Below are 11,943 nucleotides of genomic sequence, written 5' to 3'. Positions count from 1 at the left end.
CCGGAAGCTAAGCCCTCCAGCGCCGATGGTACTGCACTCGTGAGGGTGTGGGAGAGTAGGACGCCGCCGGACAATCTTTCAGAAAGGGCCACCCCTAGCGCGGGGTGGCCCTTTCTGCATGCCCCGATAACGTTGGTTGATCGGCTCGGTGTTCCGGAATGTTGGGGTGTTCGGGGACGGTGGATGCACCGGGTTCCCTGACACCGAGTCGATCAACCCGGCCCAGACGGCCGGTAGTGCGTCGGGCGCCGGTAACGGGCAGGTTCCAGGCGGACGCCGGGCGGGACGGCCGGCGGGTGGGCCAACCAGGCGGCGGGTGGGCCGGCTAGGCGGCGGGGCTCGGTGGGGCAGCTCAGTCTCGGGTCTGCATGCCGTTGCGGAGGTTGCGCAGGAGGCCGCCGGCGTCGCTGACCGACCGACCCGGGAACATCGCCATCACCACGCTGCCGTGGTCGGCCCAGCCGCACACCGCGAAGTCGCCACCCTCGCCACTGGTGCTGCCACACTTCAGCACGCCACCGAGGTCACCCGCGGGCACCTCGCGCAGACCGCTCACCGCGCCGGTCTCGTCGGACATGAGGCGGAAGAGGCTGTCCAAGTCCCGTTCCGGCTGCCAGAGCAGGGTGGTGCCGCCGAAGATGAGGACCGAACGCTTGTCGTCGGCCGGGTCGCGGTAGACCGTGCCGAAGCTGCGGTCCAGTTCGATGTTCGCCGCCAGGCCGCTGCGCAGGTAGTCGGCGGTGCTCTTCGCCCGCTCGCTGTCGTCGCGGGTCAGACCCGCCACCTGATCGGGCGAGGTCAGTTGGGTGTCCTTCTGCTGCGCCACCCGCCACCCAGCGACGCCGAGCACCCCGGCACCGGCCAGGCCGACCACCAGCGCGGCCGTCCAAGCGATCTTGCGTCGGCGGGACCAGCCGCCGGACCGCTCGTCGGGGTCGCCTCCGGAGTCCCGGGTGCTCAACTGGATCGGCTCTTCGGTCAGCTCGACCGGCTCGCGACCGCCGTCGAGCGACCGCTCGGTGAGATGTGCGTCGGACATAGCCGACACCGTACGCGAACGGCAGGTGGCGCACGTCAGGTCTGCGGAAGCCCTCCGTAGACTTGTCCGGTGACCGAGAGACTGGATGCCCGACGCCCCGACGCCCCGACCCTTGCCGGCCAGTATCAGCCCGGTGAGGTAGAGCAGCGACGGTACGAGCAGTGGGTAGCCGGCGGGCACTTCCGGGCCTCCGCCGACAGCGACAAGCCTCCCTTCACCATCGTCATCCCTCCGCCGAACGTCACCGGCTCACTGCACATGGGCCACGCGTTCGAGCACACCCTGATGGACGCGCTGACCCGGCGTAAGCGGATGCAGGGCTTCGAGGCGCTGTGGCTGCCCGGCATGGACCACGCCGGCATCGCCACCCAGAACCTGGTCGAGCGTCAGCTCGCCGCCGAGGGTCTTTCCCGACACGATCTCGGCCGGGAAAAGTTCGTCGAGCGGGTCTGGCAGTGGAAGGCCGAGTCCGGTGGGGCCATCCTCGGCCAGATGCGCCGTCTCGGCGACTCGGTCGACTGGGACCGCGAGCGCTTCACGATGGACGCGGGGTTGACCCGCGCCGTCCAGACGATCTTCAAGAAGCTCTTCGACGACGGCCTCATCTACCGGGCCAACCGGATCATCAACTGGTGTCCGCGCTGCCTCACCGCGCTCTCCGACATCGAGGTCGAGCACACCGACGACGACGGTGAGCTGATCTCGATCCGCTACAGCGACGAGGTCGTGGTGGCCACCACCCGGGCCGAGACGATGCTCGGCGACACCGCGGTGGCGGTGCACCCGGACGACGAGCGCTACCAGCACCTGATCGGCACCGAGGTCGAGCTGCCGCTGACCGGCCGCCGGATCCCGATCGTCGCCGACGCGCACGTCGACCCGTCCTTCGGCACCGGCATGGTCAAGGTGACGCCGGCGCACGACCCGAACGACTTCGAGATCGGCCAGCGGCACGACCTGCCCGCGCTGACCGTGATGGACGAGCGCGGGGTGATCACCGTGCCCGGCCCGTTCGAGGGGCTGGACCGGTTCGAGGCCCGGCCGGCGATCGTGGCCGCGCTGCGGGAGCAGGGCCTGATCGTCGCCGAGAAGCGCCCGTACGTGCACGCGGTCGGGCACTGCTCGCGGTGCAAGACCACCGTCGAGCCGCGGCTGTCGCTGCAGTGGTTCGTCAACACCGCCCCGCTGGCCCAGGCCGCCGGTGACGCGGTGCGCGACGGCCGGGTCCGCATCGAGCCGGCCGAGTTGGCCAAGCGCTACTTCGCCTGGGTCGACAACATGCATGACTGGTGCATCTCCCGCCAGCTGTGGTGGGGGCACCGCATCCCGGTCTGGTACGGCCCGGAGGGTGAGATCGTCTGCGTCGGCCCCGACGAGGCACCGCCGACCGGCGAGGGCTGGCACCAGGACGAGGACGTCCTGGACACCTGGTTCTCCAGCGGCCTGTGGCCGTTCTCCACCCTCGGCTGGCCCGAGCAGACTCCGGACCTGGCGAAGTTCTACCCGACCAGCGTGCTGGTCACCGGGTACGACATCCTGTTCTTCTGGGTCGCCCGGATGATGATGTTCGGTCTCTACGCGATGGACGGCCGGCCGCCGTTCGACGTGGTCGCGCTGCACGGCATGGTGCGCGACCAGTTCGGCAAGAAGATGTCGAAGTCGTTCGGCAACGTGGTCGACCCGCTGGACTGGATCGACCGGTACGGCGCCGACGCCACCCGGTTCACCCTGGCGCGGGGCGCGAACCCCGGGCAGGACGTCCCGGTCAGCGAGGAGTGGTGCCAGGGCTCGCGCAACTTCTGCAACAAGCTCTGGAACGCCACCCGCTTCGCCCTGATGAACGGCGCGCACACCACGGGCGACCTGCCCGCGGCCGAGCAGCTCTCCACCGTCGACCGGTGGATTCTGTCCCGGCTGGCGCACGTCACCGCCGAGGTCGACGAGCAGTTCGAGGCGTACGAGTTCGCCAAGGTGTGCGACCTGCTGTACCACTTCGCCTGGGACGACGTCTGCGACTGGTACGTCGAGCTGAGCAAGCCGGTGCTCGCCGAGGGCGGTGAGCGGGCGGAGGGCAGCCGGCGGGTGCTCGGGCACGTGCTCGACCAGCTGCTGCGGCTGCTGCACCCGGTCATCCCGTTCGTCACCGAGGAGTTGTGGCTCGCGCTGACCGGCGGCGAGACGGTGCAGGCCGCCGCCTGGCCGGTGGCCGACCGGTCGCTGGTCGACGACGCCGCCGAGGCCGAGCTGGTCGGGGTGCAGCGGGTGGTCACCGAGATCCGCCGGTTCCGTTCCGATCAGGGGCTGCGTCCGACGCAGCGGGTGGCCGCCCGCCTGGACGGGCTGGCCGGCGCGGGCATCGCGGCCCACGAGCCGCTGATCCGTTCGCTGGTCCGCCTGGATCCGGCCGGTGACGACTTCCAGGCCAGTGCCACGCTGGCCATGCCCGGCGCGGTCGGTGTCGCGTTGGACACCCGGGGGTCGATCGACGTGGCCGCCGAGCGGGCCCGGCTCACGAAGGACCGCGCGGCCGCCGAGAAGGAGGTCGCGCAGGCCCGGGCGAAGCTCGACAACCCTGCCTTCATCGGCAAGGCCCCCGAGCCGGTGGTCGCGAAGATCCGCGACCGGCTCGCCACCGCCGAGGCCGACCTGGTCCGGATCGACGCTGCTCTGGAGACACTGCCCTCGTGACCGACCGTACCGATTTCGCCGCCGTCGAGGCGGAGCTGAACGCCCGTGGTTTCACCCGCATGGTCTTCGAGCTGGACCGGATCGAGTCCCTGCTCGACCTGCTCGGCAGCCCACAGCGGGCGTACCCCGCGATCCACCTCACCGGCACCAACGGCAAGACCTCCACCGCGCGGATGATCGACTCGCTGCTGCGTGCGTTCGGGCTGCACACCGGCCGGTACACCAGCCCGCACCTGGAGACCGTCCGAGAGCGGATCAGCCTGGACGGGGAGCCGGTCAGCGAGGAACGGTTCACCGCGGTCTACCAGGAGATCAAACCGCTGGCCGAGCTGGTCGACGCGCGGTCGGCCGAGCCGCTGACCTACTTCGACATGACCACCGCGCTGGCGTTCGCCACGTTCGCCGACGCCCCGGTCGACATCGCGGTGGTCGAGGTCGGCCTCGGCGGCGCCGAGGACGCCACCAACGTCATCCAGGCCGGGGTCTGTGTGATCACCCCGATCGGGCTGGACCACACCGAGTGGCTCGGCGACACCCTCCAGGACATCGCTCTGGCCAAGGCCGGCATCATCCACCCGGGCGCCACCGTGATCGCCGCGGCGCAGGAGGAGGAGGCCGCGCGTCCCCTTCTCGAACGCTGCGCCGAGGTCGGGGCCACCATCGCCCGGGAGGGCGCCGAGTTCGGCGTGCTGGGTCGGGCGGTCGCGGTCGGCGGTCAAGTGCTCAGCCTTCAAGGGCTGGGTGGCGTGTACGACGACGTGTTCATTCCACTGCACGGCGCCCACCAGGCGCAGAACGCGGCGGTGGCGCTCGCCGCCGTGGAGGCGTTCCTCGGTGCCGGGGCTCGACGTCAGCTCGACATCGAGGCGGTTCGGGAGGGCTTCGCCTCGGCCAGCTCCCCGGGTCGGCTGGAGCGGGTCCGCAACGCCCCGACCGTCCTGCTGGACGGTGCGCACAACCCGCACGGCATGAAGGCCACCGTCACCGCGCTCCAGGAGGAGTTCGCGTTCAGCAAGCTGGTGGCCGTGATCGGCGTTCTCGCCGACAAGGATGCGGAAAGCCTGCTGGAGCTGCTGGAGCCGGTGGTCGACCACGTGGTGGTGACCCGCAACAGCTCGCCACGGGCGATGCCGACGCAGGAACTCGCCGCGCTGGCCGCCGAGATCTTCGGCGAGGAGCGGGTGGATTCGGCCGAGGAGATGCCGGACGCCATCGAGCTGGCGGTGGCGCTGGCCGAGGAGGACGTCCCAGGCGAGCTCAGCGGGGTCGGCGTGCTGGTCACGGGCTCAGTGGTGACGGTCGCCGACGCGCGCAGGCTGTTGAAGCGATGACCAGTCCGGAGCGGGACCCGCACACCACCGAGGACCCGACCGGTCCGACGGTCGAGCCGCCGCTGGGGGAGCAGCCCACGGCCGGACAGCCGCGGCGTTCCGGGTTGCGCAACCCGGAGCGGGCGGTACGCGGCCTCGGTGCGGGCACGCTCAGCCTGGAGGCGCTGGTGCTGCTGTTGGCGATCCAGCCGATCCGGGTGGTCGGCGGTGACCTCGGCGGCGCCGCGATCGGTGCGGTGGTGGCACTGGCGGTGGCCGCCGTCGTCCTCGCCGGCATGATGCGCCGCTCCTGGGCCTGGCACGCCGGCACCGTGCTTCAGGGCCTGCTGTTGCTGGGTGGTCTGCTGCACTGGTCGCTGCTCGGGCTGGGCATCATCTTCGCCCTGGTCTGGGCGTACGCGTTGCACGTGCGCCGCGTCATCCTGGGCTGACGCCGGACCCGATCGCCGGCACCGGGAGGTGGGAGCGGGCCGGGTCAGGCGTCGGCGCGTTCGCGCCACTGGGTGAGCGCGACGCCGTGGCCGTCCGGGTCGCGGAAGGCCGCCGCCCACACCTCCAGCTTGGTGCCCCGGTTGACCACCCGGGGCGCGTACGTGAAGCGGACGCCCGACTCGCGCAACCGCTCGTACGCCGCCTCGATGTCGTTCACCTCGAGGTTGACGTGCACCAGCCGGCGGCTGATGGGCGCGGCCCCGGTCACCTCACGCAGAACGAGCCGGGTCGTTCCGGAGGCGAGGACGGCGTTGTGGGCGCCCTGGTCCACCTCGCTGAAGCCGAGCATGTCGCGGTAGAAGCCGAGCGACCGGGACAGGTCGGTGACCAGCAGGGTGAGGCCCACGCCGCTGATCGGCCCGGCCGGATCCGCAGCCGAGCCGGCGTCGAATCCGAAGATCGCCTCGTCCAGCTCCTCGTCGGTCACGGTCTCGCGTGCCGCGCCGGCCGGGGCGGGATCGTCCAGCGGGAGGTCGAGTGGGTCCAGCGGGTCGGCCGCGCCGGGACCGGAGCGCTGCGCGGGCGGTGGGTCGAAGCGTGGCGCGCTGAGTGGGTCGGAGCGCTGCGCGCTGGGCACGTCGACGGGGTCGTCGGCGGGCCGGGCAGCGGCCGCAGGCTCCTCCGGCCGGTCGGGCCGGTCCGCGTCGGGCTCGTCGAAGCGCTCCTCGGCGGGCGGGCGTGGTGCCGGGGTGGCCCGGCGGGGCAGCCCACCGGACTGCGGTTCGACGACGACGCCCTCCAACACCACCGGGCCACCCGGGCTCTGGTGCATCACCACGGGTTCGCGCTCCTCGGGCAGCACGCCCGGGTCGTCACGCCGCAGGTCGCTGCGCACCGGGTCGGCGCGCAGCGGGTCACCGACCGGGTCCCGGAACGGATCGCCGACCGGGTCCCGGAAGTCGTCCCGGAAGTCTTCGTCCGGCGCGCGGTCGGCCCACGGTGGCGCGTCCTGCTGAATCAGCAGTTCGTCCACCGCGTCCGCGTCGGCGAACTCCGGCGGCAGGTCGGCGACGGCGGCGGCGGTCTCGGCGTGGGTCGGCACCTCGTCCCAGAGGACCTTCACGTGCCGCTGGTCGTCCAGGGCGACCCGGATCGGCAGGGTCTGGCCCAGCGACGGCCACTTGGAGACCGGCACCCGCGGCTCGATGATCTTCTTGGATCGCGGTGGCAGACCGGGAGCGTCGATCACCAGTTGCAGCTCGCAGCGGCCGAACGCGTACTGGGTGGGTGGTTCGGAGGCGCTGTGCACGTGCCCGACACCGACGACCCACGTGCGACCACCGCCGCGCACGGTCGCCAGCGCGATCGCCAGCACCAGCAGGGCGACCCCGAGAGCCACGATGGCCCAACTGGTCATGCCCAGCCCGAACAGGACGACGAACGTGGCCACGGTGCCGAGCACCGTGCCGATCAGCTTGCGTACCGGCGCGATGGGTCGGTTCCCGCCATTCGCCACAGTGGACCTCCCGGGGGTCAGGGCCAGGCTAGGCCGGATCGGCCACCGGGGGAAAGACCGGCCGCCGCGCCGGCGCCGGGACCGGGTCGCTAGGCTGACCGTACCGATCCCAAGCGTTCCGCGCGTACAGGAGGAACCCAGCGTGTCCAGCAACAGCCCGGATGAGCGCAGCCTCGTTCTGATCAAGCCCGACGCGGTCCGCCGCGGCCTGGTCGGCGAGGTCCTCTCCCGCTTCGAGCGCAAGGGGCTGCGGATCGACGCGATGGTGCACCGGACGATGGACGCCGCGCTCGCCGACGCGCACTACGCCGAGCACGTCGACAAGGCGTTCTACCCACCGCTGAAGGACTTCATGACCGGCGGTCCGCTGGTCGCCCTGGTGCTCTCCGGCGATCAGGTCATCGACGTGGTCCGTGGGCTGGTCGGCGCCACCGACGGGCGCAAGGCCGCCGCCGGCACCATCCGGGGTGACCTGTCGCTGTCCAACCGGGAGAACCTGGTGCACGCCTCGGACTCGACGGACAGCGCCAAGCGCGAGATCGCGCTCTGGTTCCCCGAGCTGGGCTGACCCGCACCGGCCGGGGCCGACCGACGCGCCCGGGTTCAGCCGATCGCCGGCACCTTCGCCGGATTGCCGACCACGTAGATCCCGGTGATCCGTCCGTCGGCTGCGGCGATGGTCAGCGTGTACCGGCTGCCGTTCGCGCGGGTGACCAGCACCGCGGGTTCCCCGTTGAGCTCGATCGGATCCATGGTCACCTGGTGCCGCGGACCGTAGACCCCGGCGTAGAACCGGGCGATCCGGTCCGCGCCGGTGACCGGGTTGAGGGCGGCCCGCACCCGGCCGCCGCCGTCGTTCCAGGCGGTGGCGTCGGCAGCGACCAGATCGGTGAGCGTCGCCAGGTCGCCGTCGCGCGCGGCGGCGAGGAACGCGTTCAGCAGCCGCTCCCGCTCCGGCCGGCTGGCGGTGAACCGACGCTGCTCCTGCCGTACCCGCTCGGTTGCCCGGTGGTACAGCTGCCGACAGTCGGCGGCCGACCGGTCCAGGATTTCGGCGATCTCCGCGTACGGCAGGTCGAAGGCCGTGTGCAGGACGTACACCGCCCGCTCCGGCGGGGTGAGCCGTTCCAGCACGTGCAGGAGCGCGGTGGAGAGCGAGTCGCGTAGCTCCACCCGGTCCAACGGCCCGAACGGCGAGGGCTCGGTCGGCACCGGCTCGGGCAGCCACGTCCCGACGTACGTCTCGCGGGCCGCCTGCCGGGCGCGCAGCCGATCCAGGGCCAACCGGGTAACCACCCGGGACAGGTACCGGCGCGGCTCGTCGACCCGTGCGCGGTCCACACCCAGCCACCGCAGGTACGCCTCCTGGAGCACGTCCTCCGCGTCGTGCCGGCTGCCGAGCAGGCGGTACGCGAGTCCAAGCAGCATCGGCCGGTGCGCCTCGAGCGCACCGGCCGCCTCTGCTGCCGCCTCGGTGGTCACACCTGGGCCGGGGGCTCCAGCCGCATCGTCACCCCGATCCGATTCCACACGTTGATTGTGGCAATCGCGATGACGAGGTCGGCCAGTTCCTTCTCCGACCAGACCTTCGCGGCGTCGTCCCACACCTCGTCCGGCACCCCGTGCTCACCGAGCCGGGTGACCGCGTCGGTGAGGGCCAGCGCGGCCCGCTCCCGCTCATCGAAGAAGGGTGCCTCCCGCCAGGTGGCGACGGCGAACAGCCGCCGGCTCGACTCGCCGCCGGCGAGTGCCTCCCGGCTGTGCATGTCCACGCAGTACGCGCACCCGTTGATCATTGACGCCCGCAGCTTCACCAGCTCCAGCACGGTGTGGTCGACGTTGGTCTGGACGTACTTCTCCAACCCCAGGACGGCCTTGTACGCCTGCGGTGCGACCTCGGTCGGGTTCATCCGTTGCACGACTACCTCCTGATCGATCCGACACCGTGACGACGGTTCGGCCGGGGTGAGTCGTGACAACCGTGGCTGTGACCCCGCTCATGCCGCCGGAGCGGACCGCGGCAGAGCTGTGGTCAGCCCCGCGCCGCCGGGGCGACGTCCTCCAGCACCTCGCGGGGCCGGGGGATCTGGACGTTCCCCACGACCGAAGCGGGCGGGGTGGGCGGGGTGGGCGTGGTGCCGTCGCCCTCGCGCGGGGCCGGCCGGCTCACCTGGGCGGCCAGCCGACGGCCCACCTCGATCATGGGTAGCTCGACCCACCGGTACATCAGGTCCGCGGCGAGCAGCGCCACCAGCGTCGTCGCCACGAAGAAGAGGGTGGTGCGGTGCCCGATCGCGGGCATCAGCCCGGCCGTGGCCCGCGACGCGATGGCCTGGATCAGATACAACGAGTACGAGCGTTCGCCGACGAAGACCAGTGGTCGCAACCCCAGCCCACGGGCGAGCACGCTGCGGGAGAGCAGGGCCGGCAGCAGCGCCGCCGTCGCGGCGGCGTAGCTGCCGATCAACGCCTCCTGGCCGAGGCGGGTGGGCCAGAACTGCGCGCACACCTGGACCACGACGAACGCCAGGATGGCGACGGTGCCGGTCACCGGGTGGGTCAGCGGTCGGACCAGGGCGAAGCCCCGGGGGTTGTGCATGATGATGGCGGTCAGGCAGCCGAGCAGGATCGCCACGTAGTGGATTGGCCAGCTCAGCCACGCGATGTCCGGCGGGATCATCGCGATGAAGAGCACGAGCAGGCCGAGCGTCACCACCAGACGGCGGCGGAAGACGGCGGCGACCGCCACGAAGGCGATGGCCGGCCAGAACAGGTAGAACTTCTGCTCGATGCCGATCGTCCAGGAGTGCAGGAACGGTGCGGCCGGCGACAGCTGCTCGTTGAGAAAGAGCAGGTAGTACTTCATCCCCCGCTCGATCGACTCGGCGTTGCCGTTGATCCGGGCCAGTCCCCAGTACAGGAAGAGCACCAGCAGGTAGACCGGCATGATCCGGAAGAACCGCCGCAGATAGAACGCGCGCAGCGAGACCTTGCCGTAGCGGTGCTCCTCGCGTAGCAGCAGCGTCGTGATCAGGAAGCCGGAGAGCACGAAGAACAGGTGTACGCCGATCCAGCCGGTCAGCCACGTCCAGGACGGGCCGCCGTAGTGGAATGCGATGACCATGACGGCGGCCAGTGCCCGCAGCCCGTCCAGGGCGGGGAATCGACGCATGGCCTGAAATTCTTGGTACTGAAGCGAACGCACCGGCGAAGTTTGCGCGAGCGCCTCGGCGCGGTCAAGCCGCGCCAGCCGCACCTCGTTCCGTCCGGACAACCGACGTTCCGGCTCGCGTCACCCGAGCCGGCGCCCACGGTCATCTCCGCCCGATAGACCCACCGGGTCAAGGTCAACCCATGATCGGGAGGAAGCATGACCGAGCTTGATCGACGTACCCTGCTGCGGGCTGGCCTGGTGGTCGGTGCCGGAGCCGCCGGCGGCGCCCTGCTGGGCGGTGCCGGCGCGAACGCTGCTCCGGCCTGGCGCCCGGCGGCGCGCCCGGTGCTCACGCACGGCGTGCAGAGCGGCGACGTGACCGCGGACTCGGCGCTGGTCTGGACGCGGGCCGACCGGCCGGGCCGGATGCTGGTCGAGGTGAGCCGTCGGCCGGACTTCCGGGGCGCGCGCAAGCTGCGCGGCCCGGTGCTCACCCCGGACGGCGACTTCACCGGAAAGGTCCGGCTGTGGGGTCTGCCGGACGCCGAGCGGCTGCACTACCGGGTGCGGGTGGAGAGCCTGGATCGGCACGGGGTGGTGAGTGAGCCACTGACCGGAACGCTGACCACCGCGCCGGGGCGGCACCGGCGACGCGACGTGAAGTTCGTCTGGACCGGCGACGTGGTCGGGCAGGGCTGGGGCATCGCCCCCGACTTCGGCGGCATGTCGATCTTCCGGGCGATGCGGCAGACCCGGCCGGACTTCTTCCTGTGCAGCGGCGACACGGTGTACGCCGACGGCCCGCTGGTCGACTCGGTGACGCTGCCCGACGGGCGGATCTGGCGCAACCTGGTGACCCCGGAGAAGAGCAAGGTGGCCGAGACGCTGGCCGAGTACCGCGGGCAGTTCGCGTACAACCTGCTCGACGAGCACCTGCGGGAGTTCGCGGCCGCGGTGCCACAGATCAACCAGTGGGACGACCACGAGGTCCTCAACAACTGGTACCCGGGTGAGATCCTGGACGACCCGCGTTACACCGAGCGGCGGGTGGACGTGCTCGCCGCCCGGGCCCGTCAGGCGTTCAACGAGTGGCTACCGGTGCCGGTCGACGGGCCGATGTACCGGCGGCTGTCGTACGGGCCGTCGCTGGACGTGTTCGTGCTCGACATGCGCACCCACAAGGACCCGAACGACGGCAACACGTACGCCGACCCGAAGCGCGGCCTGCTCGGCCGGGAGCAGCGGGAGTGGCTGATCCGGGAGCTGAAGCGTTCCACGGCGACCTGGAAGGTGATCGCCAACGACCTGCCGATCGGGGTGGTGGTGCCGGACGGTCCGGGTGCGCAGGAGGGTGTCGCGCAGGGCGACCCGGGCGCGCCGGCGGGCCGGGAGTTGGAGTTCGCCGAGGTGCTGCGGGCCACCCACCGGGCCGGGGTGACCGGCATGGTCTTCCTGACCGCCGACGTGCACTACTCCGCCGCGCACCACTACGACCCGTCCCGCGCGGCGGTCGGCGACTTCACCCCGTTCTGGGAGTTCGTCTCCGGCCCGGCGCACGCCGGTGCGTTCGGTCCGAACGCGTTGGACGGCACGTTCGGGCCGCAGGCGGCCTTCGTGCACGCGCCGCCGCAGGCCAACACGTCACCGGCGGAGGGTTTCCAGCACTTCGGCGAGGTCACCATCGACGGTGAGTCCGAGGCCCTGACGGTCCACCTGCGCGATCGCGACGGCGTTTCGCTCTGGTCGACCACCCTCCCGGCACCCTGACCGCACTATGTCGATC

General features: G+C 71.4%; 10 protein-coding genes. 5 read left to right on the top strand and 5 right to left on the bottom strand.

Features of this window, described 5'->3' with window-relative positions:
* Positions 1–352 precede the first annotated feature (352 nt).
* Positions 353–1,039: a hypothetical protein gene (locus ACIBF8_RS29815; protein WP_396787246.1), complete on the bottom strand. Its 687-nt coding sequence runs from the start codon at positions 1,037–1,039 to the stop codon at positions 353–355.
* A 69-nt stretch (positions 1,040–1,108) separates the two neighbouring features.
* Here ACIBF8_RS29815 and ACIBF8_RS29810 point away from each other — a divergent pair, with 69 nt between their 5' ends.
* The 3 genes from ACIBF8_RS29810 to ACIBF8_RS29800 are packed head-to-tail and all read left to right on the top strand — an operon-like array spanning position 1,109 to position 5,489.
* A complete protein-coding gene (locus ACIBF8_RS29810; RefSeq protein WP_396787245.1) occupies positions 1,109–3,727 on the top strand; it encodes a valine--tRNA ligase in 2,619 nt (872 codons plus the stop codon).
* Positions 3,724–5,058: a bifunctional folylpolyglutamate synthase/dihydrofolate synthase gene (locus tag ACIBF8_RS29805; RefSeq protein ID WP_396787244.1), complete on the top strand. Its 1,335-nt coding sequence runs from the start codon at positions 3,724–3,726 to the stop codon at positions 5,056–5,058. The genes ACIBF8_RS29810 and ACIBF8_RS29805 overlap by 4 nt, the downstream gene beginning before the upstream one ends.
* A complete protein-coding gene (locus ACIBF8_RS29800; RefSeq protein ID WP_396787243.1) occupies positions 5,055–5,489 on the top strand; it encodes a DUF4233 domain-containing protein in 435 nt (144 codons plus the stop codon). The genes ACIBF8_RS29805 and ACIBF8_RS29800 overlap by 4 nt, the downstream gene beginning before the upstream one ends.
* A gap of 44 nt (positions 5,490–5,533) precedes the next feature.
* Here ACIBF8_RS29800 and ACIBF8_RS29795 read toward each other — a convergent pair whose 3' ends face one another.
* The gene (locus ACIBF8_RS29795) at positions 5,534–7,006 is read right to left on the bottom strand and encodes a VOC family protein (RefSeq protein ID WP_396787242.1); all 1,473 of its coding nucleotides are present in this window, start codon (positions 7,004–7,006) and stop codon (positions 5,534–5,536) included.
* 142 nt (positions 7,007–7,148) lie between these two features.
* Between ACIBF8_RS29795 and ndk the strand changes: the two genes are divergently transcribed.
* The gene (gene ndk, locus ACIBF8_RS29790) at positions 7,149–7,574 is read left to right on the top strand and encodes a nucleoside-diphosphate kinase (protein WP_363689346.1); all 426 of its coding nucleotides are present in this window, start codon (positions 7,149–7,151) and stop codon (positions 7,572–7,574) included.
* Positions 7,575–7,609: 35 nt separating this feature from the next.
* On the opposite strand, the gene ACIBF8_RS29785 is transcribed toward ndk, so the two are convergent.
* The 3 genes from ACIBF8_RS29785 to ACIBF8_RS29775 all read right to left on the bottom strand — a co-directional run bounded on the left by ACIBF8_RS29785 (position 7,610) and on the right by ACIBF8_RS29775 (position 10,178).
* Entirely contained in the window at positions 7,610–8,488 is an 879-nt protein-coding gene (locus ACIBF8_RS29785; RefSeq protein ID WP_396787241.1) for an RNA polymerase sigma-70 factor, read from the bottom strand.
* Positions 8,485–8,916, bottom strand: a complete 432-nt coding sequence (locus ACIBF8_RS29780; protein ID WP_396787251.1) for a carboxymuconolactone decarboxylase family protein — start codon at positions 8,914–8,916, stop codon at positions 8,485–8,487. Before ACIBF8_RS29780 ends, ACIBF8_RS29785 begins: the two co-directional genes overlap by 4 nt.
* Positions 8,917–9,038: 122 nt before the next feature.
* Complete coding sequence (locus ACIBF8_RS29775; RefSeq protein WP_396787240.1) at positions 9,039–10,178, bottom strand: acyltransferase family protein; 1,140 nt, start codon at positions 10,176–10,178, stop codon at positions 9,039–9,041.
* A gap of 198 nt (positions 10,179–10,376) precedes the next feature.
* Here ACIBF8_RS29775 and ACIBF8_RS29770 point away from each other — a divergent pair, with 198 nt between their 5' ends.
* Positions 10,377–11,927 (top strand): alkaline phosphatase D family protein, encoded by a 1,551-nt coding sequence (locus ACIBF8_RS29770; protein ID WP_396787239.1) that lies wholly within the window; start codon positions 10,377–10,379, stop codon positions 11,925–11,927.
* Positions 11,928–11,943: the final 16 nt, after the last annotated feature.

The organism is Micromonospora sp. NPDC050276, assembly GCF_044459545.1.
Taxonomy (GTDB): Bacteria; Actinomycetota; Actinomycetes; order Mycobacteriales; family Micromonosporaceae; genus Micromonospora.
The sequence above is the reverse complement of the archived record's forward strand: the minus strand, read 5'-3'. Positions and strand labels throughout refer to the sequence as shown.

What these genes read in the sequence shown, in the direction of transcription:
- ACIBF8_RS29815 (WP_396787246.1), bottom strand. Translation starts at nt 1,039, where the DNA reads ATGTCCGACGCACATCTCACCGAGCGGTCGCTCGACGGCGGTCGCGAG.
- ACIBF8_RS29800 (WP_396787243.1), top strand. Translation starts at nt 5,055, where the DNA reads ATGACCAGTCCGGAGCGGGACCCGCACACCACCGAGGACCCGACCGGT.
- ACIBF8_RS29780 (WP_396787251.1), bottom strand. Translation starts at nt 8,916, where the DNA reads ATGAACCCGACCGAGGTCGCACCGCAGGCGTACAAGGCCGTCCTGGGG.
- ACIBF8_RS29775 (WP_396787240.1), bottom strand. Translation starts at nt 10,178, where the DNA reads ATGCGTCGATTCCCCGCCCTGGACGGGCTGCGGGCACTGGCCGCCGTC.
- ACIBF8_RS29770 (WP_396787239.1), top strand. Translation starts at nt 10,377, where the DNA reads ATGACCGAGCTTGATCGACGTACCCTGCTGCGGGCTGGCCTGGTGGTC.